The sequence below is a fragment of the Sedimentitalea todarodis genome (assembly GCF_032595355.1).
Classification (GTDB): domain Bacteria; phylum Pseudomonadota; class Alphaproteobacteria; order Rhodobacterales; family Rhodobacteraceae; genus Sedimentitalea; species Sedimentitalea todarodis.
On the sequence record NZ_JASMWN010000016.1, the window covers coordinates 95,207 to 121,552 of the forward strand.

34 protein-coding genes and 1 tRNA gene are annotated in these 26,346 nt (G+C 58.0%); 5 read left to right on the top strand and 30 right to left on the bottom strand.

Going from position 1 to position 26,346, the window contains the following annotated elements; all coding sequences use genetic code 11:
• Positions 1 to 16: 16 nt before the first annotated feature.
• A complete protein-coding gene (locus QO231_RS18015) occupies positions 17 to 1,219 on the bottom strand; it encodes a winged helix-turn-helix domain-containing protein (RefSeq protein WP_316779580.1) in 1,203 nt (400 codons plus the stop codon).
• Entirely contained in the window at positions 1,216 to 2,241 is a 1,026-nt protein-coding gene (locus QO231_RS18020; protein WP_316779583.1) for a LacI family DNA-binding transcriptional regulator, read from the bottom strand. The genes QO231_RS18015 and QO231_RS18020 overlap by 4 nt, the downstream gene beginning before the upstream one ends.
• A 113-nt stretch (positions 2,242 to 2,354) precedes the next feature.
• On the opposite strand from QO231_RS18020, the gene QO231_RS18025 reads away from it, so the two are divergent.
• Positions 2,355 to 2,431: transfer RNA gene (locus QO231_RS18025), tRNA-Arg, on the top strand.
• Between the two features lie 5 nt (positions 2,432 to 2,436).
• Here QO231_RS18025 and QO231_RS18030 read toward each other — a convergent pair.
• The 6 genes from QO231_RS18030 to QO231_RS18055 all read right to left on the bottom strand — a co-directional run bounded on the left by QO231_RS18030 (position 2,437) and on the right by QO231_RS18055 (position 5,528).
• Positions 2,437 to 3,552, bottom strand: coding sequence for a tyrosine-type recombinase/integrase (locus QO231_RS18030; RefSeq protein WP_316779585.1), 1,116 nt, complete (start codon positions 3,550 to 3,552; stop codon positions 2,437 to 2,439).
• Positions 3,549 to 3,698: a hypothetical protein gene (locus QO231_RS18035; protein WP_316779588.1), complete on the bottom strand. Its 150-nt coding sequence runs from the start codon at positions 3,696 to 3,698 to the stop codon at positions 3,549 to 3,551. Before QO231_RS18035 ends, QO231_RS18030 begins: the two co-directional genes overlap by 4 nt.
• A 35-nt stretch (positions 3,699 to 3,733) precedes the next feature.
• Positions 3,734 to 4,240 carry a hypothetical protein gene (locus QO231_RS18040; protein ID WP_316779591.1) on the bottom strand — a complete coding sequence of 169 codons (507 nt, stop codon included), beginning with the start codon at positions 4,238 to 4,240 and terminating at the stop codon, positions 3,734 to 3,736.
• Between the two features lie 129 nt (positions 4,241 to 4,369).
• Positions 4,370 to 4,840 carry a hypothetical protein gene (locus tag QO231_RS18045; protein WP_316779594.1) on the bottom strand — a complete coding sequence of 157 codons (471 nt, stop codon included), beginning with the start codon at positions 4,838 to 4,840 and terminating at the stop codon, positions 4,370 to 4,372.
• Between the two features lie 75 nt (positions 4,841 to 4,915).
• A complete protein-coding gene (locus tag QO231_RS18050; RefSeq protein WP_316779596.1) occupies positions 4,916 to 5,368 on the bottom strand; it encodes a hypothetical protein in 453 nt (150 codons plus the stop codon).
• Positions 5,369 to 5,384: 16 nt separating this feature from the next.
• Complete coding sequence (locus tag QO231_RS18055; protein WP_316779599.1) at positions 5,385 to 5,528, bottom strand: Arc family DNA-binding protein; 144 nt, start codon at positions 5,526 to 5,528, stop codon at positions 5,385 to 5,387.
• 81 nt (positions 5,529 to 5,609) lie between these two features.
• On the opposite strand from QO231_RS18055, the gene QO231_RS18060 reads away from it, so the two are divergent.
• From QO231_RS18060 to QO231_RS18070, 3 genes are all read left to right on the top strand, one after another.
• Positions 5,610 to 5,906 (top strand): Arc family DNA-binding protein, encoded by a 297-nt coding sequence (locus QO231_RS18060; RefSeq protein WP_316779601.1) that lies wholly within the window; start codon positions 5,610 to 5,612, stop codon positions 5,904 to 5,906.
• Positions 5,907 to 5,920: 14 nt separating this feature from the next.
• Positions 5,921 to 6,241: a hypothetical protein gene (locus tag QO231_RS18065; protein ID WP_316779604.1), complete on the top strand. Its 321-nt coding sequence runs from the start codon at positions 5,921 to 5,923 to the stop codon at positions 6,239 to 6,241.
• Positions 6,242 to 6,305: 64 nt separating this feature from the next.
• On the top strand, positions 6,306 to 6,527 hold the full coding sequence (locus tag QO231_RS18070; RefSeq protein WP_316779606.1) for a hypothetical protein: 222 nt from the start codon (positions 6,306 to 6,308) through the stop codon (positions 6,525 to 6,527).
• A 3-nt stretch (positions 6,528 to 6,530) separates the two neighbouring features.
• Here the strand turns inward: QO231_RS18070 and QO231_RS18075 are convergent, their stop codons facing one another.
• The 22 genes from QO231_RS18075 to QO231_RS18180 all read right to left on the bottom strand — a co-directional run bounded on the left by QO231_RS18075 (position 6,531) and on the right by QO231_RS18180 (position 24,237).
• Entirely contained in the window at positions 6,531 to 6,872 is a 342-nt protein-coding gene (locus QO231_RS18075; RefSeq protein WP_316779609.1) for a phage tail assembly chaperone, read from the bottom strand.
• A gap of 2 nt (positions 6,873 to 6,874) precedes the next feature.
• On the bottom strand, positions 6,875 to 9,166 hold the full coding sequence (locus QO231_RS18080; RefSeq protein WP_316779611.1) for a phage tail tape measure protein: 2,292 nt from the start codon (positions 9,164 to 9,166) through the stop codon (positions 6,875 to 6,877).
• 10 nt (positions 9,167 to 9,176) lie between these two features.
• Positions 9,177 to 10,781: a terminase large subunit gene (locus tag QO231_RS18085; protein ID WP_316779614.1), complete on the bottom strand. Its 1,605-nt coding sequence runs from the start codon at positions 10,779 to 10,781 to the stop codon at positions 9,177 to 9,179.
• A complete protein-coding gene (locus QO231_RS18090) occupies positions 10,759 to 11,148 on the bottom strand; it encodes a phage terminase small subunit P27 family (protein ID WP_316779617.1) in 390 nt (129 codons plus the stop codon). Before QO231_RS18090 ends, QO231_RS18085 begins: the two co-directional genes overlap by 23 nt.
• Positions 11,148 to 11,468, bottom strand: coding sequence for a phage head closure protein (locus tag QO231_RS18095; protein ID WP_316779620.1), 321 nt, complete (start codon positions 11,466 to 11,468; stop codon positions 11,148 to 11,150). The genes QO231_RS18090 and QO231_RS18095 overlap by 1 nt, the downstream gene beginning before the upstream one ends.
• Positions 11,465 to 11,881: a DUF3168 domain-containing protein gene (locus QO231_RS18100; RefSeq protein ID WP_316779623.1), complete on the bottom strand. Its 417-nt coding sequence runs from the start codon at positions 11,879 to 11,881 to the stop codon at positions 11,465 to 11,467. Before QO231_RS18100 ends, QO231_RS18095 begins: the two co-directional genes overlap by 4 nt.
• Entirely contained in the window at positions 11,878 to 12,288 is a 411-nt protein-coding gene (locus QO231_RS18105; RefSeq protein ID WP_316779625.1) for an HK97-gp10 family putative phage morphogenesis protein, read from the bottom strand. Before QO231_RS18105 ends, QO231_RS18100 begins: the two co-directional genes overlap by 4 nt.
• Complete coding sequence (locus QO231_RS18110; protein ID WP_316779628.1) at positions 12,288 to 12,605, bottom strand: head-tail connector protein; 318 nt, start codon at positions 12,603 to 12,605, stop codon at positions 12,288 to 12,290. Before QO231_RS18110 ends, QO231_RS18105 begins: the two co-directional genes overlap by 1 nt.
• Positions 12,605 to 13,075 carry a hypothetical protein gene (locus QO231_RS18115; protein ID WP_316779631.1) on the bottom strand — a complete coding sequence of 157 codons (471 nt, stop codon included), beginning with the start codon at positions 13,073 to 13,075 and terminating at the stop codon, positions 12,605 to 12,607. The genes QO231_RS18110 and QO231_RS18115 overlap by 1 nt, the downstream gene beginning before the upstream one ends.
• A gap of 3 nt (positions 13,076 to 13,078) precedes the next feature.
• Positions 13,079 to 13,432 carry an HNH endonuclease gene (locus QO231_RS18120; RefSeq protein WP_316779634.1) on the bottom strand — a complete coding sequence of 118 codons (354 nt, stop codon included), beginning with the start codon at positions 13,430 to 13,432 and terminating at the stop codon, positions 13,079 to 13,081.
• Positions 13,433 to 13,590: 158 nt separating this feature from the next.
• Positions 13,591 to 13,977 carry a hypothetical protein gene (locus tag QO231_RS18125; RefSeq protein WP_316779637.1) on the bottom strand — a complete coding sequence of 129 codons (387 nt, stop codon included), beginning with the start codon at positions 13,975 to 13,977 and terminating at the stop codon, positions 13,591 to 13,593.
• An 11-nt stretch (positions 13,978 to 13,988) separates the two neighbouring features.
• Entirely contained in the window at positions 13,989 to 15,146 is a 1,158-nt protein-coding gene (locus QO231_RS18130) for a phage major capsid protein (RefSeq protein ID WP_316779639.1), read from the bottom strand.
• A 6-nt stretch (positions 15,147 to 15,152) separates the two neighbouring features.
• Entirely contained in the window at positions 15,153 to 15,656 is a 504-nt protein-coding gene (locus QO231_RS18135) for an HK97 family phage prohead protease (protein WP_316779642.1), read from the bottom strand.
• On the bottom strand, positions 15,656 to 16,045 hold the full coding sequence (locus tag QO231_RS18140) for a hypothetical protein (RefSeq protein ID WP_316779644.1): 390 nt from the start codon (positions 16,043 to 16,045) through the stop codon (positions 15,656 to 15,658). The genes QO231_RS18135 and QO231_RS18140 overlap by 1 nt, the downstream gene beginning before the upstream one ends.
• A complete protein-coding gene (locus QO231_RS18145) occupies positions 16,035 to 17,225 on the bottom strand; it encodes a phage portal protein (protein ID WP_316779647.1) in 1,191 nt (396 codons plus the stop codon). The genes QO231_RS18140 and QO231_RS18145 overlap by 11 nt, the downstream gene beginning before the upstream one ends.
• Before the next feature lie 173 nt (positions 17,226 to 17,398).
• A complete protein-coding gene (locus QO231_RS18150; protein WP_316779649.1) occupies positions 17,399 to 17,722 on the bottom strand; it encodes a hypothetical protein in 324 nt (107 codons plus the stop codon).
• A gap of 692 nt (positions 17,723 to 18,414) precedes the next feature.
• Positions 18,415 to 18,675: a hypothetical protein gene (locus tag QO231_RS18155; RefSeq protein WP_316779652.1), complete on the bottom strand. Its 261-nt coding sequence runs from the start codon at positions 18,673 to 18,675 to the stop codon at positions 18,415 to 18,417.
• The gene (locus QO231_RS18160) at positions 18,672 to 19,559 is read right to left on the bottom strand and encodes a hypothetical protein (protein ID WP_316779655.1); all 888 of its coding nucleotides are present in this window, start codon (positions 19,557 to 19,559) and stop codon (positions 18,672 to 18,674) included. The genes QO231_RS18155 and QO231_RS18160 overlap by 4 nt, the downstream gene beginning before the upstream one ends.
• Positions 19,556 to 19,912 carry a hypothetical protein gene (locus QO231_RS18165; protein WP_316779657.1) on the bottom strand — a complete coding sequence of 119 codons (357 nt, stop codon included), beginning with the start codon at positions 19,910 to 19,912 and terminating at the stop codon, positions 19,556 to 19,558. The genes QO231_RS18160 and QO231_RS18165 overlap by 4 nt, the downstream gene beginning before the upstream one ends.
• A gap of 197 nt (positions 19,913 to 20,109) precedes the next feature.
• Positions 20,110 to 21,036, bottom strand: a complete 927-nt coding sequence (gene rarD / locus QO231_RS18170; protein WP_316779660.1) for an EamA family transporter RarD — start codon at positions 21,034 to 21,036, stop codon at positions 20,110 to 20,112.
• 89 nt (positions 21,037 to 21,125) lie between these two features.
• Positions 21,126 to 23,930, bottom strand: coding sequence for a DNA polymerase I (polA, locus tag QO231_RS18175; RefSeq protein ID WP_316779663.1), 2,805 nt, complete (start codon positions 23,928 to 23,930; stop codon positions 21,126 to 21,128).
• A 127-nt stretch (positions 23,931 to 24,057) separates the two neighbouring features.
• Positions 24,058 to 24,237, bottom strand: coding sequence for a zinc-finger domain-containing protein (locus QO231_RS18180; RefSeq protein WP_316779666.1), 180 nt, complete (start codon positions 24,235 to 24,237; stop codon positions 24,058 to 24,060).
• A gap of 532 nt (positions 24,238 to 24,769) precedes the next feature.
• Between QO231_RS18180 and QO231_RS18185 the strand changes: the two genes are divergently transcribed.
• Entirely contained in the window at positions 24,770 to 26,341 is a 1,572-nt protein-coding gene (locus QO231_RS18185) for a sensor histidine kinase (protein ID WP_316779669.1), read from the top strand.
• The last annotated feature ends 5 nt before the right edge of the window (positions 26,342 to 26,346 follow it).

The following is a 26,346-nucleotide window of genomic DNA, read 5'->3' on the forward strand; positions in this document are numbered from 1 at the left end:
GTGGCCCAGCGGTGCCCTATTGCGGGTTTCGCAGCCAGCCGTCTTGCATCTGGATATCACCCAACCCGGTGAACCGACACACACGCTCAAGTTCGGCCATCAGCCGCCCGGTTCGCGCCGCCGACCAGCGCACACCGCGTTCCGGCCAAAGCGCCGTAACGGACAAGCGACCGCATTCACGCTGCGCCTTCATGTCGATCCGCCCGATCAGCCGATCTCCTTCGAGCAAAGGAAACACGTAGTAGCCGAATTTGCGCTTTTCTGCGGGCACAAAGACCTCGATCCGATAGTGAAACCCGAACAGCCGCTGTGTCCGGTCGCGATTGCGCAAAGCCGGATCAAACGGGCTCAGAACGCGGATGCGCCCGGGCGGCTTGGGTGCCTGCCCTGCCATGTCCATCACATCGGGCCGCGCGAAACAGGAACGCAGCTTGCCGTCGTGCGCTTCGATGTCAACCGGGATCAATGCTCCGCGTGCCAGTTCCCGGGCGCACCATTCCTTTGCTTCCCGCGATGTCACGGTATCCCAGAACGCGGCGATTTCACCGGATGTGGCAAACCCCAACCGGTCAATCGCGCCGCCGCAAAGCCAGTCGACCGTTTCCTCGGGATCTGGAACATCCGGTGCACTGTCGATCACGCGCTCGGTCAGATCATACCGCTTCTGAAACCCATCGCGCCCCACCACCGTCAGGGCCCCACTGCGCCACAGGAACTCAAGCGCGGTTTTGGACGGATGCCAGTCCCACCAGCCTCCGCTGCCTTTCTTTTCATCCTTGCCAACATCCGAGGAACAGACCGACCCGTATTCGCGCACATGCTGCAACACCGTCTGAAACTGTTGCTCGAAACCGTCCCGACGCCAGTTGCGCCATCGGTGTTTCAGCAGGTCCGCATCACGCCTGAATCGCAATTGCCAATGCGGATAGAAATCCATTGGGATGACAGCGGCATCATGGGTCCAATGCTCGAACAGGGCGCGGTCCGTTTCATAAAGCCGCTTCAGGTTCTTTGCGCGATATGTCGGACGGCGCGCATAAAGGATCATGTCATGGGCGCGGGCCAGCGTGTTGATGCTGTCCAACTGCACGAACCCCAGACGATGAATCAGCGCGAGCAGGTCTTCTCCCCTGGCTGGTCCAGCAGGCTGTTCGGCCAAGGCATGTCTGTCAAGAAACAGGTGCCGCGCGGCACGGTTGCCAATAGTTGCAGCGCTCATCGCCTCTTGAGAGTATCGCCATATGCGATCGTCGGGGTCAGTGTGACGTTGTCGCTATGCGCGCCCTCGGGCTCGGCCAACCGATCGGCGATGATCTTGGCAGCCCTCCGCCCGATTTCCAGCCGGCAGGCATCCATCGTTGCCAATCTACGTGGCAGTCCCTGCAAGAGTTCGACGCCGTTGAACCCCGCCAATCCGATCTGACCGGGTACGTCGATGCCCTGATCGAGCAAATAGAGCAACCCGCCCGCCCCGATCATATCGTTGGAATAATACAGGAAATCGAGCTCTGGTGAACGTTCGAGCATTTCCTGTGTCATCTCGCGGCCCTTGGCAAGCGCAGATCCGCCGGAGTAAAACGCCCGATCCTCGATCTCGATACCGCTCTTGGCCAGAACTTCGGTAAAGCCCTCGAACCGCTTTCGCGCCCGATGGTCCAGTGGCATCTTGGTTCCCATGAACCCGATATGCTCATACCCGGCCTTCAATATCGCATTTGCCATTTCGCGCCCCGCACGGCGATGCGATATGCCGACCATGGCATCCACCGGCACGCCATCGGTATCCATGATCTCGACCACCGGAATGCCGGCGGCGCGCAGCATGGCGCGACTGGCATCCGAATGTTCAAGCCCGGCAATGATCACGCCGGACGGGCGCCATGACAGCATTTCATACAGGACGCGCTCTTCCTTTTCCGGGATATAGTCGCTGACCCCGACCACGGGTTGCAACTCGGTGTCCTCAAGCACCTGGTTGATACCGGTCAGTACTTCGGGAAAAACCATGTTGGATAGCGACGGAATGATGACAGCCACCAGATTGACCCGGCTTGAGGCCAACGCCCCCGCAATCTTGTTGGGGACGTAGCCAAGCTCCTTGGCCGCCGCAAGCACACGTTTGCGGGTCGCGTCGGAAACGTCTCCCCTGTTGCGCAGTACGCGACTGACCGTCATTTCGGAGACACCGGATGCTTCAGAGACATCGCGCAGTGTCAGAGGGCGTTTGGAATCAAGCGACAAGGGCAAATCTTTCTATCTATGCTGAGGTGATGTTATCGCGAACATGCTGCCGGGATCAACTCTGTGGCAAACCCCATGACAATCGCTTTTTTCCGCGCTAAGAGGGGCGGCGTGGCCCCGTGGCTCAACTGGATAGAGCAGCCCCCTCCTAAGGGGCAGGTTGCAGGTTCGAATCCTGCCGGGGTCGCCAGACTTTCATTTTTTCCGTTCCTTTTCAATTGCTTGCGGGGTTGTATTGTCCAACCCCTCTGAGTAGTTGGACAAATTATTGAGGTTCAGCAACGCCAAACCATCGGCCACCATCTTTGTCCGATTGGCAGCTTGGACGTAGCGTCGTGCCTCACGAGGGTCTTTGTGCGCAAGGAATGCCATCACTTGAAATTCCGTAGCGCCACGTTCCGCTAGGCGGGTTGCGCCGTGTTTCCTCAGTCCGTGGGCGCGGCAGACTTTTGGAAGTTCCGCGGCTTCGCATTGCTCCCGAAACCAGTTGCCAAAACTCTCAACAGTGAATTGCTTGCCCTTGCTGTGAACAAAGAACAGAGCCTGATCACTAGGGACAAGACGCAGTTCGTGACGCAATTCCGGCAACAGGTTCAGCGGCAGGGTTACATCCTGGCCGGTCTTGCCGCGTCTATACCAGATGTTCGGCCCTTTGATGTTTTGACGGCCCATCGCACATGCGTCTTGCCGTGCCGCGCCGGTTCCAAGGATCAATTCAAGTGCCAGACGCGCAAGTGTGCCAGATGGGTGATGTTCGCGGTATTGCTGAACCTCTTCATCTGTCCAAGTGTGAAAGCCTGTGCTCTTGATTTTTCGGCGCTCTACCTGGTCAATAGGGTGCGGCCCGTTGTAGCCCAACTTCTTTTGGGCATGGCGATACATTTCGCCAAGTTCTTTGTGCAGGCGGTTTGCAGCCTCGGGACCACCTTTGCGGTCCATTAGGTTTTCAACGTGGTAGGGCTCAAGATCCGCAAGGCGTGCAGTTCCGATCAGCGCACGGATTGCGTCCAACCGACCCCGCTTAGGCTTTCGGGTGCTGGCCTCTAGGCTCTTGAAGCCCTTGCCGCTCAGATAGTGAGTAATCACGTGATCAAAGGTGCCAGGGACAGCGCCAGACGCCGAGGTCACCGCTGGGGGACTGACCGCCGCGTCATATTCGGCGCGAAATTCCGCAGACCCATAAGTACCGGCCAGATACACGTCGATCTTGCGGCCCTTAATGGTTTTGCGTAACCGCCACCTCTTGCCACCGTGGCGATCAACGGTCGGCTTATTGCCAACACCAGGGAATGGATTTTTGCGCTTGCTCATGTGATCCCCAACATTTTGTCGATGTTGCTTTTTGCGGTTGGGATGGCTTCGCCTTTGGCGATAACCAAGATGTTGCCCTCGCGGTCGATGAATGCCGCGCCAACCTCCATATCAGCATTGACCGCGCCTTTGATTGCGCGGGTCACGTCAATCTGTTTGAAGGTGGCGGGGCGAGCGGTCATTAGTAGGCTTCTCCTTCATTCTGCAAATGAAGGGCCTTCAAAATTTCGTGCACCAGATCACGCGGCACAAGATCTGCAACCGCCTTCATATCCACCAGGAAAGATAGACCAGATTTGGCAGGATGGTCATTTTGGATATCTGCGACTATATCCATTTTCCACATTCCATTATCTGGATATACAAGATAAAATCGGATGGTTGACCAATTTGAATTGGCCCGTTCTCCCCATACTGATGCATTATCTTCTTCGCAAAAAAACATCTGTATCGCGGTTGTTTCTGCGACTTGATCAGCAATTTCGCGCGCCATTCCATTATCCGCTAGATAACGGTAAATCCAAAGGCGCAGCGCATCTTTCAATGAGTATTTCCACCGCTTGTTCGCGTCCTGACCACCGAGATGTTCGAACATTCCTCTTCGCCGTAAATCTCGCACCTCAACGTTGCTGATTCCGGTTAACTCTTCGATGCGCGCAGGAGTTAGGTAATGATCAAGCCAGTCCATTTCGCTCTTTCGGGTTTGTGGTATCGTACCACCAATATACGTGGCACAACACCACAGTCAAGGCTATAGCGTTAACCGATGCCCAACTTGCCACCTTTTTTTGCAACAGATGGAACGAACGGCATCTACTTAGTCGTCCTCTCCGATGATCGCCGCCTCTTCAGCGGTGTAATGTGCGATCAGTTCGCGCATCTTGCGGATATTGAACGTAGTCGTTTTACGAATATCTGAACCACTGAACATCCTCTCGACCCACCGGTCAGGCGTCGGAACACTTTCTGCGGGAAAAGCGTCACCAGAGTTGGGGCCAAAGTAGCTTTCAACAAAGGTGATGGCGGGCGAATCCGGGTTCTGGCGCGCGGCCTCAGAAACCGCACAGGCGACCCGGCCCGCACGGGCCTTCGTATACCCGTCTTCGATAAGTTCTCTGAACAGATACAGAGCAATCATATCATCCGGGTCAAACAGGCGCGCACGTCCAGGTATTGTCTTGGGCGCGCAGTTGTAGGTGCCAGCCGCGACTTCCTCATTGAAACGGTTGCGGTCGATGCGCGCAACGCGACAGGCGGCTTTCGTGGTGAGTTTGGGTTTGATTGTCATGTTGATACCTCTTGATTATCCCAATAGGTAATCTGCCCTGTTGAAAATATCAAGAGGTATATTTGCACTTTCTCGCTATGCCGTCTCGCTAGCCCGAAACTCTTCCAAAACCTGTGTAAGCAGCGGTTCGGCCTCCTTCATGGGGATGCCGTGGATTACCACCGCTCGCAAATACGCCAAGAACCCGGTCTGCACCTCGGGCACCATTTTTTGAAAATCCCCAACTAGCTTGATTTTTGACTCAACGTTTTTGGCATAGTCCTTGAGCATGGTGCAGGGGCTGCCGCCGATGAGCCAGTTCATGTTCGCGCTGTGAATGCTTGACCATTCGATGAGGGCTTTTGTGAGCGTTGGTTCACCGTCTTCATAGACGATCTCAGGCGGATCAACCTCAAAGAGCATACAGAAATGCTCAAGGCGTTCGGCAAAGGTTCCGAACTCGTAGTGGCGGTGTGATTCCATTACTGGATTTTTATCAGCGTGAGGCAAGCCGGTATTGTTCGCGGAATCCGCGTTGCAAATTGTCATTGTCATGTTCTCCTGGTTAAGTTGTTGGTTGCTCGGTGCGGTCCATCCGCTCCCGAATGGCGCGGATCACTTCACTGTTCTGCGATGATGCGTTCTTGTCGGCTTCGGACTTTATCCAATCTTTCAAGCCCTCCGGCAGGCGTAGCTGCATCGGTTTCATGATTCCCCCCTTAGTGGCTATATGCCATATATGGCTAAATGCCACCATTGCGTCAAGAGAAAATAATGGCAATGTGCCACTATGACAGATGCAGCACAAAATCAGGATAAGTTTGTACTCCGCCTTCCCAACGGGATGCGCGACAAAATCAAATTGGCGGCGTCCAACAGCAACCGCTCGATGAACGCGGAAGTCGTGGCGGCTCTCGAAAAGTGGCTGGAAAGGGCAGACCCGATAGAATCGCACCTCAAGGAACTCAAGGCAGAGGCCGAAAATATGACCCACCAAAGGCGTTCCATCGAAGACCAATTGAAAATGATTATCTCCAAGATTGATGCGCTTGAATCTCATCGGCGCAAAGGGGCCGACAGAGATTGACGAAAGGAAGTAGTATGAGCGATTCAGAAATCGGAATCACCGTAAATGGCGTGAGCCACTCGGTCCTTTGCGGAACGTGCAATCAACCCATAAGTTTCGTCGGAAAACCTGACACTGAAGAGGGTCAAGCTGGATGTGTCGCCTGTGCAAATATTGCAGATGTCAATGAGGTCGCAAAGATTGCCCTCGCGTATGCGAAACACGAGGCGCAACTAATCCTCAACCGTTCGGCCAAGGCGATGGCTCGCGAGAGTAAAATCGTGACGTTCTCTGGAAAAACTGAACAGGATGTGAAATATCGCTTTGTCGTTGATTTGAAAATAGACGACATTTAAGACCGGCCACAGCCGTTCGAGGGCACCGGGTGATATTGCGAACAACGAGAGGATAGATAGAGCCATGAAGAAAGCAGTTTCACTAACGCTACTGATGACGCTCGCGGCTGGTTGCACAACCGTTGATAGCACTACAGTGAAAAATATGCCGTCTGGCGAGCTTTGCTCGTTTCTTGACCCAAATACTTGGATTGTATCAGGCGCTGAGCGGCAAGCGATCTATGCCGAACTCAAGGCGAGAAATCAGGACTGCATCCTGCCAACAGGTGCTGCCGTGGCTCTGTAGCCCCTACCCCACCACCGCATCGAACACAGCCGCAGTCAGCCCTGAGCGGGGTTGCGGCTTTGCCTCGCCGGTCGAACCGGGATTCATCCAGGCCCGATCAAGAGCGCAGATGATATCAACGTGGTGTGGTTGCAGCGGCATTCGCATGAGTCGGCACCATGCCTCTATCTCGACATAGCTGATCGGGTTTGGTCCCATGTTGCTGTAGGACCGTGACCGGCTCAACGCCGTGAAGGCGTTCCAGATCACGCGCGCGCCTACCGGCAGGTTGGCGGGTCTGCCGGTTGCGATGTGGTCTTGCAGCGCAGAGACAAGCTGGCGTTTCAGTCGGTCGATCCCTGCCATGTCTATCCTTCCCGCCTTGAGTAGTTCTGGATGTTCTGCCCGGTCTTGCGGTCCTGTGTCATCATACCCGCCTGAACAATGCGCACGGCCTCGCCGCGAACCTGTTCAATGGTGATGCCCTGGTCAGCATGAACCACGAGTTCCACCTGTTGCGGCTTATCCTTGGCCTTGTGTCCAGCGCCGCCGGATGGCTGGCCTGAGCGCATGGCTTCAAGATTGCCAACACCAATGCGCCGGGTTGCAGCTGCATCAAAGACGTACTCGCCCTTGTGAACCGCGCCCGCGATCTGATTGGTCGCACCATGCCCGGTATATCCGCCGCTTGCGAAACCCAGAAGGCTACCCAGGAACCCCAGAGCGCCGCCGCCACCGCCAGCCGCGCTCAGATTGGCAAAGCCCTTTTGTATCTGAATCCGCGCCATTTCTTTCAGAAGTTCGGCCACAGCCTCTTTCGCTGATCGCGAACCATCCATGATTCCCAGAAAAACATCGCTCAGGGCATCGGCACCACGTTCTGCCGAATCCTCGATTTCTTGCAGCTTGTCAGCCGCGTCGTCTGCGGCATCCCCTGCCGAGACATAGGCCGCTGCCAGCGCGTCAATCTCGGCCTGCAATTGCGGCGTGATTTCCTTTCCCGCCTGTTGCGCGGCGTGCAGCAGTTCGGCGCGTTTGCGGGCATAGTCCAGCGCGTTGCCGTATTGCTGGCCACTGGCACCCGCAGCTACCAGGGCAACGGCCTCAGCCTCAAGCGCCGCAGTCTTTTCCCTGATCTGCGCAACCTCTCTTGCATAATCATCGCCACGGGATGAACCACCGCCACCACCACCGCCGCCGCCAGACACAATATCAGGCTCACCAAGTAGCGAAGGCGCTGTCTTGGGCCGGACTGATGTGGTCGGTGCCAGATCACTGCGCTTGCGCTTGCCTACCCGCGTTGGTGGGCCTTGCCTGAGAGTCGCACCACCCGCATCGCCGGGCAATTCGGCCTTGAGCGCCTGCGCCTTGCTGATTGCGTTTTGCAGGGCCGTCCCGATATGGCCAATGGCCGTGACGACATTGGAAAAGCCCACATCGTCTATCGCTTCCAGATCGTCGGCAACGTCCTGTGCATCGCCAATCAGGGCCTTGAGTTCTTCCTCAAAATCATTCGCCGAGATTTGCCCGTTTTCCAGTTCCACAACCAGATCTTTCAAACCCGTCATGATATCTGACAATGCGAACTTGGCTTCGACGTTATCGATCTCAAACACCCGCACCCCGTCCGGCCCGGTCATCTGGTTGATCAGCGCAAACAGTTCATCATAGGTGCCGTGAAGGTCGCGCAAATCGTCCGCGTGTTCGGATATCGCCCCCTTGGTGTTGCTCAGGCTCTCTGCCAGTTCCTTGCCGAGAACAGCCTCGGCGCGTTCCATGCTACCGAACATGCCCTCAAGGTCTCTGCTGGCGCTCAGAATGCCTGACAAGCCGGTCGTCAGACCGACGGCAAGGCTCTTGCCAATCCGGGACGCCCGTTCAGCCAGTTCGCCATATTTCCGGTCCAACTCGTCAGCCTTGGCAATCATTTCGCTGTCCATGACCGCGCCAACTTCATGCGCACGGCTCACTGTGCGCCGCAGACCTTCTTCGCCCTGGCTCAGGAGTTCGACAAAGCGCTCACCAGCACTGCCGCCGAATATCTCATCCGCCACCCTGATCTGTGCGGCGTTGTCCAGGTCTTCCATGCGCTCGACAATTTCCAGCATCAGCGCAGACGGGTCTTTCAGTTTGCGTTTCAGGTCCTGCCCGGTCAGGCCAATTCGCTGGAATGCCTCTGCCGCAGGTCCCTTGCCGGTGACTGCAAACTCATCAGCCCGCAGGTTCAGTTCCTTGAACCCGTCCACCATCTGATCGATGCCGATGCGGTTCTGTTCGGCGACAAACTTCCACTCCTGGAAGGTTTTCACATCAAGGCCGGACCGCTTTGCTTCGTCCCCCACAGAGGCGATGCCCTTGACCACGCTGGTCAGACTGCCGGTGACACCGGCCAGTGCGGCCGTCACCAGACCACCCGCCAAACCTGCGGCCATGGTCTTGCCGAACGTGCCGATCCGCGCGGACGTGGTGGCCAGCGCCTTGTTGATGGCTGTGGTGGAGCGCAGCATATCCCGTTCCATGGCTGCGGTTGCAGATCGGGACCCGCGCCGCAGTTTCTTGTAGGATCGGGTGCCGGTCTTTTCGGCCCGCTTCATCCGCTTTTCGAATTCGTTGATCCGCGCCTCAAGTTGAACGATCAACCGTTCTTTATCGTCTGCCATTGCTCAAACCTCACGCCAGATACATGTCATCATCAAACCAATCCGCATCAGTCACGAACTGCACGTCACCCGCTGCGCATCGCGCCACGGCCATCGCAGCCGAAACCGCGCCATCAATCTTGTTTTTCGATTTGCCTTTGTGGAATGAACGGTTGCCAGCCTGATCGATATGAAGCTGGACGTTCTCGAAATTCCACCGCAGAACTGGGTGTCCGCCGTGCCGGAACCTGCGCGCCAGAATTGCCCGTTCCAGTTCCTTGACCGCAGGGGCCATGGAAACCCAGCCTTGCCGAAATTCAGTCACCGGCAGGCCATCGTCATTCAGATTGGCCATCATGATCCGCCCGTATGTCGGATCGCCCGCAATCTCTTTGACATTGAACCGTGCACAGAGCTCGCGAATCTGGTCTTCGACCGCCCGCAAATCAACCACGTTGCCCGGCGTCGGGATGATGTACCCGTCTTCTGCCCATGACACATAGTCCACGCCATGCCGTTCACCGCGTTCGCGCAGGTTGTCTTCGGGACAGAAGAACCACGGATAGACCGCGTAATCCTCTCCATCCTCGAAACAGGCCACGACACAGGTCAGATCCTCATTCTTGGACAGGTCGAACCCCAGAAAACACGGGGCCTGAACAATTTCCAGTTCTTCCAGATCAACCGCGCCCGCGCCCTCGTCATAGACGTGCATTTCCACGAATGGCGATGTGCTTTGATCAAGCCAGCGGTTCAGGTTGAATTGCTGGAAGCTGGCGCGTTCAAACGGGCTGTGTTCCGCCTTGCGCGCCTTGTCCCGAAATCCGACAATATCCGGGTAGCCGTGTTTCAGGCCGGGATTGACGGCAAACCACAGATCTTCATCTGTCCAGTCATCTTCAGGTTCGGCCATGAAGATGATCGGCAGCGTTGCCGGGTCATCTATCTCGCCTTTCTGAACCTTGATCGCATACTCGACCGTGTTCCATGCGAGATTTTCCTGCCCCCGTCCTGACGTGCTGGCGACAATCATCAGGGTGCCGGGAACCTTGACCAGGGCAGAGTCCAGCGCCTCCCATTGGCGCAGACCGGCGCGGCCCTCCCATGCGTGCAACTCGTCGGCAATGACCACATTGGGCGTCTTGCCGTGCTGGACCTTGCCGTCAGATGCCACCGCGATATAGCGGGTGCGCTCTTTCTGGAATGCGATGCGGCTGACATATTCCCGAATGGACAGGTGCTTGCTCAGCCTTCGGTCGGTATCAACGATCAACGCGGTTTCGTTGAACAGTTCCATTGCCTGTTCGTGCGCCGATGCAGCCGAGACAATCAGGCCACCAGGTTCACGTTCCGGCCCGATCAGGTGCAACAGCGTGATGGCTGCGCAGAGCGAGGTCTTGCGATTTCCGCGCGGCAGCAACAGGACAACCCGGCGAACAACGCGGGTGCCGTTTTCATTGCGTGGCCCGTAAATGCGGCGGATGGTTTGTTCGGCCCATGGGTCAAGCTGAAAGGGATGGCCGGGTGCCGGGTTCTTCGGGTGCTTCAGCTTTCTGAGCCAATCCACAGCCCGTTGACCGTATCCAAGTGGGTCGGGAATTTCAGCCGGATCATCAATCCAGGAGGGAATCATCATCGTCATCATCCCTTATCACTGGCCGGGATCGAGAAACCGGGGTCAGGCCAAGTTCTGCCGCCAGAAGCCTTGCGCGCGTCATGGCGTCGGACTGGATGCCAACCGCAGGGTTGCGCTTGAAGGTGCCGTCCACGTCCATGACATGACCATGAACCTGCAAATGATCTTCCATCTGCCGGACTGCCCCCATGGCAACGCAGTAGTTTTCCAGTGATCCAAGATCGGCAACCGTCAGAATGCGCCGTTCTGTCAGGATCGGCATGACGCGGTTCCATTCCTCGACCGCTTCCTCGGAAAACCAATGCGGCGCGGCTGCGTCGGTTATCGCTTCAACGTCTTCGATCAGATGGGGCTTGGTTCCACGCATCAATCGGCCCCGATCTTTTCGCAGCGCAGTTCCAGACTGCGCATGTGGTCGATTTCGCTGATTTCCTTGATGTTGAATGTCTGCCCGCCAAACACCACGCGATCAGAGTTGGTGACATTCTCGACATACCGTATCCGAAACACGGTTAACGCCTTGTCGCCTGCCCCCTGAGCATTGATGAATTCGGATGCGGTGCGCTCCACCAGTTCCGCCCTCAGTCGCAGGTGATCTGTCCAGACCTCTTGCGGTGTTCCGGCATCGTTGACCTCACTGGCCACGCGCTGCACCTGGATGACACGCCGCATCTTGCCCGACCTCATGGCGCATCCTCGCTCACCAAAACATCAATTGTGACGATTCCGTGCGATGTTTCGCCGTCCGGGTCGCGCACGGTTCGGATGCTGGAAACCTTGATATCTGCGGCATGATAACCGGGTTCGAGAAACAGCCGGCCAAACTGAATTGCCGAGCGGATCGCCCCACAGATTGCCTTGACGCCTTCCAGAGAGAGTTCACGCTTCCAGACGTGCAGGGTGTGATAGACGCGCGTGTGCCTGCGCTTCAGACTGGTGCCCTCATCAATCGCCTGCGCCTCGCCCATGATGATCGACGGCGATGGTGCGGGGCGCTGGTTACGGTCAAGGATATTGACTGCCGGAACAAGGTCAGTAATGGCCTGTGTGGCCACCAGACGCATCCGGATGGCCTTCTGTACTGCAAGATCAACGCTCATTTACCTGCCTCCCTGACGGCCTTGGTCATGGCCCGCTTGACGCGATTGGCAGCGCGCTTGCGCATGAGCCGGAACCCCGGCCAGAAATACGGTTGCGCCGCTGCATTGGCGGTTCCGAATTCGGGCAGATGGGCATAGCGCACATCCGTATTGCCAGCGGTCACAACGGCTGCGTTCTCAGGCACCACGTAAGAACCACCCGGCTGCGAATAGGGCGGCGTCACCTGCCCCGGCCCGGTCACTTCGATGCTCTCGATCAGATCGCCGCTATCTTCGGGCGCTAGAGATTTTTGGGCGGCGGCGATTTCCTCTGCACCTTTCATCAGCGCAGGCTCAACCGCTTTGCGAACCTCTTTCGGAATCGCATTCATGCGGCGTTGAAAACTGGAAAGCCCGCCATCACCCATCAGAATGTAAACTCCCGATATTCGTTGACGATCTCGCGAACATCAAACGGCACGTTGGCAACGATTGTTCCGGTCAACGCCGTCTCGCGCTGATCGTACCACCACGCAGCCAGCATAACGACGGCTTGGTGCAGGGCTTCGGGCACCGGGTCTTGATCCTCACCGCCGAATTCTTCCTCGATCTTGCAGCCCAGAAGACGTTCTACGTGGTTCTGCGCCGCCACTCTCAGCCGATCCAGCAAAGCATCATCAGCGCCCCCGATATCATCGGTGAACGCCAGATGCTCTTTCAGTTCCCTGATGGTCACAATTGCCATTACGGATCAGCTGCCTCGACCCTCGTGATTGCCGAGTTCACCCAAAGGCTGCAATTCAACATCACAACCGAATTGGCGGTTTCGACGCTTTCGCTGGCGCTGGCAACAGTGGCGATGAAATAGCGCTCGCTGGGTGTGCCGCCTTGCGGGGCATCGTTGAACACCACCTTGAAGGCATAGTCAAAGATGGTCTTTTCAGCCGCGATCAGGGCGATTTGGCCCGCGTCGGAATAGTCCGCGCCCATGGCCATATCGAGTGTGCCCGCGTCCCGAACGCCCTTGATGCGCCGCTTGCGGGCATCTGTCATCGCCGTAAAATCGATTTCCTCGGATGTGTCACCAAAGGTGCCGAGCGTTTCGACCTCGTTGATTCCCACCCAGGTAAGCGCCTGGTATTCGGTCAGGGTCGGTTCGGATGATTGCGCCGTGGTGCAGATCGAAATCTCAGCGCCGTTACTTGCGAAGATCATGGTTCAAGTCCTTTTTGTTGAGCGCCGCTCTTCACGTTGCTTGGCGCTGGAATGACAGTTCGTGCACAATGGAGCCCAATTTCTCCGGTCCCAGAAGATCTCGGAATTGCCCCTGTGCGGTATGATGTGGTCAACGGTGTCGGCTTTGCCGCCGCACCGCTTGCAGCGTGGATGCCGCTTGAGAAATTCTTTCCGCTCTTTGTCCCACGTGCCGGTGTATCCACGGGCGCTGGAACTCTTGCGGTTCTTGTCGTGCCGCGCCTTGCGCTCAGCATCGGACTTGCGCTCACAGGGGCAGCGAATGCCGTTGGCGACGCGATGGCCACAGGCGCAAATTCGGGGCGGCTTTTGAGGCATGGGGAAACTCGCAGTGTCGGACGGGGCCTCTGGCCCCGCCCCAGTGATCGCGCTGCCCTTGACCCCGCGTTGGCTACGACGGCGCAAAGGGGAGAGCAGCTTGCCTTTGTCGGGCTAATCACATCGCCCTCAAGAAGGATGTTTGCGCCGCTGTTCATTTACGCTACCGGACGGTTTGCAAGGTCGCTCAGAACCGCAGCGGCCCCGGCAGCAATGCTTGTCCCGCTGGCCCTGGTCAGAACCAGCCGCACATAGCGCTTGTGACCGCGATAGCCGAGCCGGTAGCAGGATGCGGCCTCAAGGGTTGTCGGGGCGTCGCTGTCCACATGCGACGTTGCCACGTCAGCGAAATCGCCGGATGTGGTGGTGTCGCTTTCCTGGATCTTGGCGCTGAAAACACCGGAACCGGCAACGGCCCCTGTGTTCAACACGAAGGCAACCCGGTTGGCCCCCTTGAGGTCAACAGCAGTACCGTTGACGTTCGCCGTCTGAACGGCAGGAGCGATTGCCGGTTCCGTTTTGATATTCGAATATAGATCACGCATGGTCATTCTCCTTATGTCGACATATGCAATTTGCGGAACTTCGCGGCCTGCAAGACACCGCCAGCCACGCGGCGTGTTGCGTGAATGCGGGTAATGCCCTCGGTGGCGCGAATGTAGGGGTTCACCAGGGTGGACAGGCCAACCCGGTCAACAATGCGGTAGCCTGACCAATCGCCGTAGATGATCGGGTAAGTTCCGCTTGCCAGATCGGGCATATCGACCATCTCAACCACGGGACGGCCCAGGAGCGTTTCAGGCTGTCCGGCGGCATAGCTTGGTTGCCACAGCATACGGCCATCGCCGTCTTTCAGAGTTCGGACGATACCAAGGGTGGTGCCGTTCATCGCCCAGGCGCCCGCGTTGCGATACATCGCCGGTTGCGCATAAAGCATTTGAATCAGCCGATCAGGATCAAGAACCGTCGCGTGGCCATTCACGGTCTCGGCAATATCGTCATGGGTCATGACCCCCTCGGGTTCGAGAACGCCGTCACCAGACACAAAGGCCAAGCCCTCTTTCTGGCCAAAGTCTTCCGCCAGCGCGGTTCGCACTTCTGCTTCGGCCTGACCGGCACTATCGGCAAGCAACTGGTTCGAGATATCAACGTAGGTGTTGAGCTCCTTCAGAACCAATTCGGGTTGACCGAAACCCGGCTCTGACGCCTCTTGCTCTTCGGTCTCGCCCTTCCACCTCGCATTCGTCACCCCGGTGCGTTGGGGGTACATAACCGACGGTGCACCTGTCTGCCGGACACTGGCAACCGTGCGCACGGGCGAGAACTCGACCAGATCGCGGATGAATTCGGAACTCATTTCCGCCGGGGCGAGGAAGCCGCCTTGCGGATCGCTCGAAACCGTCAGCGCTTTCAAATCAGCAGCCGGGGCGTTCGCGCCGTACCGCAGATACGCCGTAAATGCCTTGTGTTCCACGGATGGTTCGTCTTCGGTTTCGCCGCCTTCCGGGCGGTTGGCCTTGGCTTCCAGCTTGTCCAGTCGATCAACGATCTTGCTGGTATCGGTCTTTTTCTCGACCTCGCCCAGGCGCGTGTCTACCGTCTTGGTCAGGTCTTCAATCGCCTTGGTGACGATATCGCCGGGATCAGCAGGGTCGCCATCTTTCAAGGTCAGCGCGGTGCTGCCAAGCAGGTCTTTTGTCTTCAGGTGTCGCATATGAATTTACCTCTTTGCGAGTTGCGCGGTTGCGCGTTGAATTGCTGCGGCAAGGCGCAGGGCCTCGACCGCCGATTTCGCGGATGTGACTTGAGCGCCGGGATGCATGGGAATGGTGACAAGCGACGCTTCCAGCAATTCCAGCGCCTTGATCGTGCGGCCCCCGCCTTTGCGGTTCTCGGCTTTCTTGGTAAGGAACCCGATAGAAATGCCGCGCACAGCGCCGGACTTCACCAGCGCCCGAACCTCTCTGGCGCGGGGCACTTCATCGATCAGGAGTTTGCCCTTGATGTGCAGACCGTCAGCTTTTTCATCTGCCGTGTCCCACGTACCAATCGGGTCATTCTGATCATGCCCAAACAACATGGGCAAAGGCAGCGCTGCGGCCTTGAATGCACCGGGTTCAATCCAATCACCGATGCGATCCGCCGCAGCAAACTTCCACGCGATACCGGATATTGACCCGTCATCATCTGCCAGAACCTTGGTTTCGACATAGACCCGATCCATCAAACAGCGCCCCTGAATGCGGCCCGGTTGGACGCGAAGTCATCAACTTGCGCTTGAACCCATGACACGGCGTTCAGAAGACGGATGACATTGGCTTGGGAAAACGGGACGGGCTGGCCATCCTCTTCAATCTCCCAGCCCAGAACACAGGCCGCAAGGCACTTGATCCGCAGACGTTCGCGCACCTCGGCAGAGACCCGGCCATCCTGATCGGCGCTGTCAGCCAGATCGTCAGACAGTTGCAGGCGTGCGCGGTTCTGTGTCGCGCTGTCCGGCCCTGCAATGCGCAATTTCAAACCTGTCGGCTTGCCGGTCACAGGGTCAGTGAGTTCGAACTCGCGCCCCCGGTCCTGATCCTGAGCATCTGCCAAAATGTCGTTAAGCTGCATTGTCGATTACCTCTTGGGGACCGGCTGGTTTTGGTTCAGTCGATATGTTGGGATTGGCGAACTCTTCGCCGCCGTCATAGGGCTGCAATCCAAGCCAGGACCGGCCCTCATTCGGGTTGATCGTGCGGGAACTGATCAGGCTGTTGATCACGGTCGCGCGGGTGTTCAGATCGGCGCGGGTCAGGTCATCCCGGTCAAACCGGATCACCCTGTCCTTGCGTTCGTCCTGCAGAAACAGGCCACGACGCAGCGCGCCTTCCAGCGCTTTCAGCCACGGTTCCAGACAGTAAACGAGAAATTCGCGCCCCATTTGCTCGGTATTTGACCATGTGGCGCGGTCCAGTTCAAAGAGCATCGACGGCGGAACCCGAAACGCGCGGGCGATTTCAAGGATCTGGAATTTGCGGTTTTCAAGGAACTGCGCATCCGTGCTGTTGAGCGTGAACGGAACGAATTCTGTTCCATCGTACAGGATGGCGGTTCGACCGCCTGCGTCATCGCCTTCATGCGTTGCGCGCCATGCGGTACGGGCTTTCTTGACAGATTCCTCGCCCATGCCTTTGGGGAACATCAGCGCACCTGATGGACGCGCACCACGGCCAAAGAGACGGGCGGCGTGGCGTTCCATGACATAGGCAACACCGATGGCCTCACGGGCCAGCGTCAAAGGGCTGCATCCGAACGGGCTGCGCAGATGAATGATATTGGCGGCGGGTTCGGGCCGGTTGTTGATCTTGTAGCTTGGTTCACCCGTGATCTGATCATACTCGACCGAGATTACACCGGGGCGATGCCTGATGATTTCCACAGGCTTGCCGTTGACCCGGTTCACCCATGCCAGACCGCCCGCGTCACGTTTGAGCGCATCGATCACCAGATCACGGATCAGGTCATAACCGCTGGTCCACTCGTTTGCCTCGCCTTGCAGCAACGCGATGCCCGGATCATTCGTCAGAACTTTGGTTTCGTCGGCAGATTTTGCAGAGATATCCAGACTTGCAGCCGCTTCGGAGATTACCCGGATGGCCGAACTGACCGCCGGAACCTGAAGCGCCGCTTCTGGCGAAAGACAAACACCCGAAACCGTTGGCGTTACGCCAAATATTTCGTTCAGCCAATCTTCTGGACTGGCAAGCGCTTTTGCCTCAACGGCGGTTTTTTTCTTTGAGAATGGCCACATACCAAACAGTTTCGCCGATGTGGTCGGGCCGGGTATAGATGCCAGACCATGCCAATACCTAGCAACTCATGACAAAACCGTAGGCTTGATTTTCCTATTTCATGCAAATGTTGCGCAAGTGACCCCGCGCCGGTCCCCCAGGGTGTCCCAAAGTTCAGAACCACCCCCCCCCGTCACTCGTCGGGTGCCTCGCGCCCCGTCAGAGCCGCATAGGCGCGCGCTGCTTTGCTTGCGATTGCATCCTTAACTTCGGTGTCAACGAACTCAGCACGAATTGCGCCGCCTACATGGTTCTTGCCAATCGGTCCCTTGGCCACCAACTGCCCGCCTGACTTCCTGAGTAGGACGCAACCCCGTATCATTATCCCACTCGACAATATGTCGAATATCGCGAGCAAGCGGTTGCCGACTTGGTTCTCTGGCGCATCAATGACGGTCATCGTCTTGATCTCATGGTTATTGGTCATCTGCTGTTCCTTTACTTTGTCCTGAGCCATGCGTTCAGTTCTGAGCGCAGCGCGAAGTAGTGCCCGCCTGGGCGATAGATCGGCACATCCGGCATTGCTGCGTATCGCCTGACACTGGCAACCGACTTGCCTATCGCCTTCGCTATGGCCTCCTGACCCCAGATTTTCTCTGGCCCAGCGGTCACGGCGTCAAAGCGCCAGCTATCCAAAGGTGGATGATTGTTCATGGTGTTGCCTCGTGTGCCTGTTCATTCGTTGCGTCGTCTGCATTTCGCATCTCAATATAAGTCACCGGTGCTTACCTATTATGCTTAGGTATATCCGGCCCCCGCTACTGTCCCCCACTTCACAAGGATCAATCCCCTGCTCGGTTGACAGTCCTACGCTCCCTGATCTGTATCCACGCGATGCCCGGTATCGGAGGCCAACCGCTGTCCCGCTGGGTATTCTCCAGCACCATCCTTTGCAGCCTTGCTCCGGTATGGCCCCCCGATGAACGGGTGTGGGTTCTGTGTCGCGTTTCTGTGCTGGCCTAGTAGGCACCGGGTCCGGCACGGAGTGGGGTAGTTCCCAGATCATATTCCCGTCGATTTCGCCCAACGGTCAAAAGCTAGAGTGTGGCCCGCGTTCTGTGATTTGCCCCTGTGGGTATGCTCACTATGAACGCGGGCCCCTGCTTCACCCGTCACGCTGCCGCCACTCAACAGCAGCGCGACGGGTGGTCAGCTTTCGATCAGGTCAAAATCGCCTCCCTCATTGCTGGCATGGATGAACAGGTCAGAGACCAGCCCACGCATGACAGACAGTTGTTTCGGTGAAGGCTTCCAGCCCTTGCGATAGGACTGACGACAGACGGACTTGGCAAAGCCTGCCGCCCAATCATTCTCAGCCGAACTCGCTACGGCTGGCATGTGGAACAACAGCCGTTCAATCTCGTCGGGGCTTGCAGCGGTCTGGAAGTTCTGGCGGGTGTGGTAGGTCATTGGCCCGCCTCCCCATCAAAGAACGCCCGCAGTTCTTCGCGGTCGCGTTCCTCCTGATCCAGTACCTCTTGCCGAGTAATCACGTCCTGCCGGTCAATCACGGCTTGCCGCACGATGTCGATCAGCACATCAGGCGGAATTGCCTCGGCCTGCACGGTCTCACCTTCAAAGGCCCGGCGGTCTGTTTTCTTGGCCGGTGCCGTGGGCAGGTTCATGGCCTCGATTTGCACCGGGGTTACGGCAAGGCGGGTGAATGTCGGAACGCCGCCCGCATCCAGCCCGATACACATCGCCTGAATGTCTTCGGCAAGTGCTTTGAACAGGTGAACACCGCTTGGATCGCAATCACCAATGTGCAGGATTTCCGTCTTGCCGTATTCTGCCAGTTCCATCGCAAACTGGTATTTCGCGGACAGGCTATCAAATCCGCCGCTTGATATGACCGACACGCCGTATTCATCGACGGACCTGGCCAGCATCGGAGCCATGCCCCCGGCCTCGCACTTTACGAACAACCGCACGGGCTGACCGTCCTGACGGTCCAGACGGTAGCTGTCTGCCATGCCGCGAACAGTCAGCAGCACTTGCTCAACGCCAGTCCAGCAATGCGGATCATGGCGACTGACGCCATCATCGCGGATTGCGTCAAAGTCGATCAGGCCAGCCCGGCGCGCCCTGTTCATCGTCTCGCACAGGCGGGAATATGCACTTTCCGTCTTGCCGTAACCTTGACTGCCGACCAACCGATAGAACACTTGCCGGATGGTCAGGGGCAAATGCTGCCGGTATTCGTCAAGAACCTCTTGTACCTGGGCGACGAGAATCAGTGATTTGCGTTGCGGGTTCCAAGGCGCGAAGCCTCTGACACGGGTTGTACAGGTCATGCCGCGCACTCCCCGCCGAGAGTGTCAAACAACGCGAACGATGCCGTTGCATAGGCGTCATCCTCGTCAAGGCTGTTCAGGACCGCGTAGGCCAGTGCTGCCCTATCTTGCTCGCTCAAACGAGCCATCAAGACGATGGTCAGGCCGTGCCAGGCCGATTCCCGCCCCAGTACCAACGCACATGCCAGTGCTATGCAGACGCTTTTCTGAGCCGGGTTGATCCATTTCCAGATTGCATTGCGGCTGCGTTTCGGGGTAGTGTTGTCGGGAAGTTTTGCCGCTTCGTATGTAGTTTTAACCCCGGATGCAGTTGACGCTGCGCCGGGGTTTTCCTTGGGAAATGGGTTGGACACTACGGAACATTCCGTAATGTTATCAATGGGGCAGTTTGGCCAGGTTGGACAAATTACTGCCTTGATTTCACAGGGACTATTCGCCTCCTGCCGGGGTCACCAATTGATGTTTGGATCGTTGACAACACGGCAATAGCTTGAACGCAACTGCTCGCAATCTTGCGACAGAAGGTTCCGCGCCAAGCATGCGGGCCGGTTCAGGCCTCGCAGTGGTCGGCCTTCTTACGCTCTCGCCTACCACGACGGGCCTCTTGAAGCAGCGACGCGGAATAGATGACGAGCGCCAGCCAGATCATCGGAAAGGCAATCATACGCGCGCGCCCGAATTCCTCGCCGAACAGGAAGACCGCCACGAGAAAAATCATGGTCGGCGCGATGTACTGCAGGATTCCGATTGTGGAGAGACGCAACAACTTGGCTCCGTTGGCGTAAAACAGCAACGGTACAGCGGTGACCACGCCACATCCCAGCAACAGCCACGTATCCTTCGCGTTCCCGGCAAACAGATGATTTTGACCGGTCGCGACCAGGTAGCTGATGAGAGCCAGGGCCGGAACCGACAAGATCAGCAACTCAAGCATGAAGCCTTGGTTTGGGCCGATCGAGAGCCATTTCTTGAAGAACGCATAAAAACCCCAGCTCAGGGTCAGCGCGATTGCAACAAAGGGCAACCTGCCGGCATCCCACGTCAGGACCGCCACTGCGCCAGCCGCCAGCAGAATCGCAACGATCTGCGTAGGCTTGAGCCGTTCGCCGAGCAACACCGCACCCAGAAACACGCTGAACAACGGGTTGATATAGTATCCCAAGGCAGCATCCAGCGTATGGCCGGAAGCAATTGACCAGACGTAGATGCCCCAGTTGATCGAAATCAGCGTTGCCGTCACAAGCCCCATGCCCAGCATCCGCGGCGTTGTCAGCGCAACCCGAAGATCTCCTGTGCGCCCCATGATGAGCAAGACCAGACCGGCTACCGGAACAGACCAGATCACCCGATGCGCAATCACCTCGGCCGGGGAAATATGCGACAACGCCTTCATGTAAACGGGCAGAAAGCCCCACAGAAGATAGGCCGTCACGGCAAAAGCAAATCCACGCGGGCGGTCCTGGTTGGCTTGGGTCATGCGGCACCTTTGAGCGAAGAAGACCGGCGCCGCTTATCTCGTTGCCATGTTAAGCGCCACAGCCATATGGCCGCGAACTCAGAGCTTCGTCAATGCGCCTCGGCCCAATTCGCGCCCTGCCCCGAATCCGCCGTGAGCTTCACGTCAAGATGCACGGCGGGATCGGCGGCGTTTTCCATCACGTCGCGGGCACGGTCGATCACGGTGTCCACGCCATCTTCGGCAACCTCAAACAACAGTTCGTCATGCACCTGCAACAGCATCCGTGCCGGCAACCCCTCAATCGCGGCAGGCATTCGAACCATCGCACGGCGGATCACGTCAGCGGCGGTGCCCTGAATCGGTGCGTTGATTGCCGCGCGATAGGCAAAGCTGGCGCGCGGCCCCTTGGCGTTGATCTCGGGCGTATGGATCTTGCGCCCGAACAGAGTCTGCACATAGCCGTTTTCTTTCGCAAAGGCCTTGGTCTCGTCCATATAGCTCCGAATACCCGGAAAGCGTTCGAAGTACCGGTCGATGAACCCCTGTGCCTCGGACCGGGGAATGCGCAGGTTGCGCGCCAGACCAAAGCCCGAAATGCCATAGATCACCCCGAAATTGATCGCCTTAGCCTTGCGGCGGATATCCGGGGTCATCTCGTCCAGCGGCACATCGAACATTTCGCTCGCGGTCATGGCGTGAATGTCCAGCCCATCGGCAAAGGCCTGTTTCAGCGCGGGGATGTTCGCGATATGCGCCAGAATGCGCAGTTCGATCTGGGAATAGTCCAGCGATACGAGAACATGTCCCGGCTCGGCCACGAATGCCTCGCGAATACGCCTGCCTTCTTCGGTGCGTATCGGAATGTTTTGCAGGTTCGGATCGGTCGAGGCCAACCGCCCAGTGTTCGCCCCGGCGATGGAATACGACGTATGCACCCGCCCGGTGTCCGGATTGATATGGGTTTGCAACGCATCGGTGTAGGTCGATTTCAGCTTGCTCAGCTGCCGCCAATCCAGCACCCGCGCGGGCAGATCGTGTTCCGTGGCCAGGTCTTCCAGCACGTCAACGCCGGTTGCATAGGCCCCGGTCTTGCCCCGCTTGCCGCCTTCGATGCCCATCTTGTCAAACAGGATTTCGCCCAGTTGCTTGGGGCTGCCGACATTGAAGGTTTCGCCCGCCAGTTCGTGTATCTCGGCCTCCAGACCCGCCATCTTCTGGGCAAAGGCGTTGGACATGCGCGACAGGGTATCACGGTCGACCTTGATCCCATTGCGCTCCATCTGCGCCAGAACCGGCACCAACGGTCGTTCCAGCGTTTCATAGACGGTCGTCACCTTGCTGCGATGCAGTTGTGGCTTGAACACCTGCCACAGACGCAGCGTGATATCCGCATCCTCGGCGGCATAGCTGACCGCCTTTTCAAGTGGCACACGATCAAATGTGATCGCCGACTTGCCGCTCCCAAGCAGTGGTTTGATGGGGATCGGGGTGTGTCCGAGATAGCGCTCGCTCAGCGTATCCATGCCGTGCCCATGCTCTCCACCATGCATGGCGTAGGACATCAGCATGGTGTCATCGATCGGAGCAACATCGACGCCATATCGCGCAAAGATCTTGGCGTCATACTTCATGTTTTGCCCGATCTTGATGATCGCCGGGTCTTCAAGCACCGGTTTCAGCATCGCGAGCGCTTCGTCCAATGGCATCTGTCCCTCGACCAACTCGTCCGAGCCAAAGAGATCCTCCGTCGCACTCGCCTTGTGAATCAGCGGGATGTAACAGGCGCGCCCTGGTTCGACACAAAGCGAGATGCCGACCAGATCGGCGATCATCTCGTTCAGCCCGGTGGTTTCCGTGTCGACGGCCACCCAGCCCCGTTCGCGGATCTGATCGATCCATCCCTGCAACGCGTCGGCATCGCTGACACGGCTATAGTCGGCCTCATCAAAGGCGGGTGCTTCGGGCGCATCGGCCTCGGCTTCCGGCGCCGCTGGCTCTGCAATGACGGGTGCCTCGACCCCCAACTGATCGGCGATGCGGCGCGACAGGGTCCGAAACTCCATCTCGGCCAGAAACGGCAACAGGACTTCGGCGTCGGGTTTGCGCACGTCGAGTTCGTCCAGCCCAAAGTCGAGCGGCGTCGCGCAATCCAGTTGCACAAGCCGTTTGCTCAACTCGATCTGATCGCGTTTCTCGATCAGCGTTTCGCGCCGCTTGGGTTGCTTGATATCCCCGGCCCGGTCCAGCAACGTTTCCAGGTCGCCATACTCGTTGATCAACAGCGCCGCCGTCTTGATCCCGATCCCCGGCGCACCGGGCACGTTGTCGACGCTATCGCCGGCCAGCGCCTGCACATCCACGACCCGATCCGGGAACACGCCGAACTTTTCGAACACGCCATCCCTGTCGATGCGCTTGTTCTTCATTGCATCCAGCATCTCGACACCATCACCCACCAGCTGCATCAAATCCTTGTCTGAACTGATGATGGTGACACGTCCGCCGGCCTCGCGCGCCTGACAGGCCAGGGTCGCGATGATGTCGTCGGCCTCGTAGTTTTCCAGTTCCTTGCAGGCGACGTTGAACGCTTCGGTGGCGCGGCGGGTCAGCGGCATCTGCGGGCGCAGATCCTCGGGCATCGCCTCGCGGTTGGCCTTGTACAGATCGTAGAGATCGTTGCGGAACGTATGCGATCCCTTGTCAAAGATCACTGCCGCATGGGTCGGGGCATCGGGGCCGTTGTTGCCTTCGATGTACCGGTGCAGCATGTTGCAGAACCCCGCAACCGCACCGATGGGCAGCCCGTCGGACTTGCGCGTCAATGGCGGCAGCGCGTGATAGGCTCGAAAGATAAAGGCAGACCCATCGATCAGATGCAGATGGCAGCCCTTGCCGAATGTCGTATCACCCAAACCGCATCCCCCGGTTGCCGTGTTTCTTCAGCGCAGCATGTCGTTTCTGACCCTGCCACGCTCTGCTGGCAGCAAAACCCGCCTTTGATGTGTCACATCCAAGCGCGCGATCCAGAGCCGCCATCGTTCAGGCCGCGTCGGCGTGATCCTTGTGCACGAGTTTGCAGTCGCAATAGGGGCATTCGACCCAGCCCCTGTCATGGGGAATCGACAGCCAGACGCGCGGATGGCCCAACGCGCCCTCACCACCGTCACAGGCGACGCGATAGCTGTCTACGGTCTTGGTTTCCGGTGCTTGGATGGTCATCTGCTTGCGGTCCTTCCGGTTCTTGGAAAACGTGCCAATGCTTGGATGCGTTTATGAGCCAAGCGAAAACCGGGGGCAAGAGCGTGATGGTGCGATGACCCGATACAAACGGTCAGCCAACAGCATATCCGCCCGTTTGGTCAAACGTCGTGCTCATCCTGCCGAACGGTCTGACAGGCCCAACGCGCAATTTTCCACCTGGGATGGGTACTTATCCAGTTCGCAAGCTCGGGCTGCGCCCGCATCATGCAGGTCATGGGGGTCACATCGGTGTAAAGCAGGCTGCGCTTCTCGCAGTCACCGGGCGTTCCGGCGAGACAAACAATAAAAATTAACTCAATCATGGAAACCTCTCGTCAACTGATACAATAGTATTGGTCCAATATAACACAGATCCGGCTAAATTCCTAATCTGCGGCGATGACGGAACAGAAGATTGTTCGATATCGGGCCGGTTTCGTCTGCGATTTCGGCAACCGCTCACGTGTCAGCCACCTCCGAACTCTGCCATGCAGGAGCAATATCAGTCCCGATGCGCCGCTTCGCCTTCTCTCTCAAGGCCCGTCTGGCCATCGGTGCCGGGTTGCTGGGTTTGGTCGCCCTGACCACCGCCGCAATCACCGTCGCCGGAATGAACCGCGTCGCCGAGCGTCTGGATGCAGCGCTTGCCGCCGAGCATCGCATTGATCGCTATGCGGTTCTGTCCACCCAGGTCTCCAGCTTTATCGTCGTGGCCTCCGAAGCTCTGCAATCCGGGCTCCGCCCCGAGGATCGGGCGGGCCGTCTTTCAAACCTGTCGGAGAACATCGAGAACACCTTCAAACGCCTGCGCAGCGATCACGCGCAGGCCGTGGTCGATGCCGACCGGATGGGTCTGAACGAACAATCGCGCCGCGCCACCCAAAGCCTCGGGATCGCGCGGATGGAAGCCTTGTTCGCATCAACCCGCAGCGCATTGCTGTCAGAGGTCACCGATCGCGAGCGGCTGCAGGGCCATATCGACACCTTTGCCATCGGCTTTGATCCGCTGCTCAATTCCGTGATCACCGGTGAAATGCGGATACGGAACCAGGTACTGGCCGGAATCACGGTGCTGCGCGAGCGACTGATCTATGTGGTGACGGGAGTTTCGGTAGCAACGCTGCTGCTTCTGGCGCTCTTTTACCTCGGCCTCGTGCGTCCACAGTTTCGCCGTCTGGATCAGTTGCAGGCCGCAGCGCGACAGATCGGAGAGGGGCAATTTGATGTCGCCCTGCCCGAAGACCGCCGGGACGAAATCGGGCAACTGTTCACTGAAACCAACCGCATGGCCGGGGCGCTTGCCGCGCGCAGGTCCGACGTCGAAGACGAATGGGCGAGGCTGAACGATACCATAGCGGCGCGCACCGAAGAACTGCGCGCCGCAAATGACGCTCTGGCCTGCACCGACGAGAACCGCCGCCGCTTCTTTGCCGATATCAGCCACGAATTGCGCACTCCGCTGACCGTCATCCTGATGGAGGCGCAGATCGGTCGCAAAGCCGCTCCTGACGCAGAGGCGGCATTTGAAACGATCGAGAGCCGGGCGCTGAGATTGAACCGGCGCATAGATGATTTGCTGCGCATCGCGCGATCGGAATCGGGCCAGCTCGTGCTGGCTTCGCAGACATTCGATTTGACCAAAGCCGCTCTCGAGGCCGCTGAAAATCTGGATGCAGAAATCAAGAGTGCGGGCATGACCCTGAGTGGCCCAGATGCGTCGCAGGTGATGGCCACAGGCGACGCAAACTGGGTGCGACAGGTCATTGGCGGGCTGATCCAGAATGCCATTCGTCACGCCCGCAGCGGAGGCAGGATCGAACTTGACGTCCGGAGTGACGCTGGAATGGGCCGCGTCGACGTCATCGACTACGGACTGGGGATCGCCATGGAAGAACAGCAGGCGATTTTTCGGCGTTTCGCGCAGGGCCGCAGCGGGGCGGCGTCGGAAGGCTTTGGAATCGGGCTGGCATTCGCCAAGTGGGTGGTCGAGGAACAAGGGGGCGAGATCACCCTGACCAGCCCGTTGCCCGCCGGCGAGACCGGGACCAAAGTTACAGTGGGCATCCCGCTCGGGCCGGATTAACCTCG

What these genes read in the sequence shown, in the direction of transcription:
- QO231_RS18070 (WP_316779606.1), top strand. Translation starts at nt 6,306, where the DNA reads ATGAAGAAAGCAGTTTCACTAACGCTACTGATGACGCTCGCGGCTGGT.
- QO231_RS18105 (WP_316779625.1), bottom strand. Translation starts at nt 12,288, where the DNA reads ATGGGTGATGGCGGGCTTTCCAGTTTTCAACGCCGCATGAATGCGATT.
- QO231_RS18075 (WP_316779609.1), bottom strand. Translation starts at nt 6,872, where the DNA reads ATGGCAGGGATCGACCGACTGAAACGCCAGCTTGTCTCTGCGCTGCAA.
- QO231_RS18030 (WP_316779585.1), bottom strand. Translation starts at nt 3,552, where the DNA reads ATGAGCAAGCGCAAAAATCCATTCCCTGGTGTTGGCAATAAGCCGACC.
- QO231_RS18065 (WP_316779604.1), top strand. Translation starts at nt 5,921, where the DNA reads ATGAGCGATTCAGAAATCGGAATCACCGTAAATGGCGTGAGCCACTCG.
- QO231_RS18060 (WP_316779601.1), top strand. Translation starts at nt 5,610, where the DNA reads ATGACAGATGCAGCACAAAATCAGGATAAGTTTGTACTCCGCCTTCCC.
- QO231_RS18135 (WP_316779642.1), bottom strand. Translation starts at nt 15,656, where the DNA reads ATGGATCGGGTCTATGTCGAAACCAAGGTTCTGGCAGATGATGACGGG.
- QO231_RS18125 (WP_316779637.1), bottom strand. Translation starts at nt 13,977, where the DNA reads ATGCGTGATCTATATTCGAATATCAAAACGGAACCGGCAATCGCTCCT.
- QO231_RS18140 (WP_316779644.1), bottom strand. Translation starts at nt 16,045, where the DNA reads ATGCAGCTTAACGACATTTTGGCAGATGCTCAGGATCAGGACCGGGGG.
- QO231_RS18015 (WP_316779580.1), bottom strand. Translation starts at nt 1,219, where the DNA reads ATGAGCGCTGCAACTATTGGCAACCGTGCCGCGCGGCACCTGTTTCTT.
- rarD (WP_316779660.1), bottom strand. Translation starts at nt 21,036, where the DNA reads ATGACCCAAGCCAACCAGGACCGCCCGCGTGGATTTGCTTTTGCCGTG.
- QO231_RS18115 (WP_316779631.1), bottom strand. Translation starts at nt 13,075, where the DNA reads ATGATCTTCGCAAGTAACGGCGCTGAGATTTCGATCTGCACCACGGCG.
- QO231_RS18145 (WP_316779647.1), bottom strand. Translation starts at nt 17,225, where the DNA reads ATGTGGCCATTCTCAAAGAAAAAAACCGCCGTTGAGGCAAAAGCGCTT.
- QO231_RS18150 (WP_316779649.1), bottom strand. Translation starts at nt 17,722, where the DNA reads ATGGCTCAGGACAAAGTAAAGGAACAGCAGATGACCAATAACCATGAG.
- QO231_RS18110 (WP_316779628.1), bottom strand. Translation starts at nt 12,605, where the DNA reads ATGGCAATTGTGACCATCAGGGAACTGAAAGAGCATCTGGCGTTCACC.
- QO231_RS18130 (WP_316779639.1), bottom strand. Translation starts at nt 15,146, where the DNA reads ATGCGACACCTGAAGACAAAAGACCTGCTTGGCAGCACCGCGCTGACC.
- QO231_RS18050 (WP_316779596.1), bottom strand. Translation starts at nt 5,368, where the DNA reads ATGACAATTTGCAACGCGGATTCCGCGAACAATACCGGCTTGCCTCAC.
- QO231_RS18155 (WP_316779652.1), bottom strand. Translation starts at nt 18,675, where the DNA reads ATGACCTACCACACCCGCCAGAACTTCCAGACCGCTGCAAGCCCCGAC.
- QO231_RS18095 (WP_316779620.1), bottom strand. Translation starts at nt 11,468, where the DNA reads ATGAGGTCGGGCAAGATGCGGCGTGTCATCCAGGTGCAGCGCGTGGCC.
- QO231_RS18080 (WP_316779611.1), bottom strand. Translation starts at nt 9,166, where the DNA reads ATGGCAGACGATAAAGAACGGTTGATCGTTCAACTTGAGGCGCGGATC.
- QO231_RS18040 (WP_316779591.1), bottom strand. Translation starts at nt 4,240, where the DNA reads ATGGACTGGCTTGATCATTACCTAACTCCTGCGCGCATCGAAGAGTTA.
- QO231_RS18045 (WP_316779594.1), bottom strand. Translation starts at nt 4,840, where the DNA reads ATGACAATCAAACCCAAACTCACCACGAAAGCCGCCTGTCGCGTTGCG.
- QO231_RS18120 (WP_316779634.1), bottom strand. Translation starts at nt 13,432, where the DNA reads ATGCCTCAAAAGCCGCCCCGAATTTGCGCCTGTGGCCATCGCGTCGCC.
- QO231_RS18180 (WP_316779666.1), bottom strand. Translation starts at nt 24,237, where the DNA reads ATGACCATCCAAGCACCGGAAACCAAGACCGTAGACAGCTATCGCGTC.
- QO231_RS18090 (WP_316779617.1), bottom strand. Translation starts at nt 11,148, where the DNA reads ATGCGTGGAACCAAGCCCCATCTGATCGAAGACGTTGAAGCGATAACC.
- QO231_RS18085 (WP_316779614.1), bottom strand. Translation starts at nt 10,781, where the DNA reads ATGATGATTCCCTCCTGGATTGATGATCCGGCTGAAATTCCCGACCCA.
- QO231_RS18100 (WP_316779623.1), bottom strand. Translation starts at nt 11,881, where the DNA reads ATGAGCGTTGATCTTGCAGTACAGAAGGCCATCCGGATGCGTCTGGTG.
- QO231_RS18160 (WP_316779655.1), bottom strand. Translation starts at nt 19,559, where the DNA reads ATGACCTGTACAACCCGTGTCAGAGGCTTCGCGCCTTGGAACCCGCAA.
- QO231_RS18055 (WP_316779599.1), bottom strand. Translation starts at nt 5,528, where the DNA reads ATGAAACCGATGCAGCTACGCCTGCCGGAGGGCTTGAAAGATTGGATA.
- QO231_RS18185 (WP_316779669.1), top strand. Translation starts at nt 24,770, where the DNA reads ATGCGCCGCTTCGCCTTCTCTCTCAAGGCCCGTCTGGCCATCGGTGCC.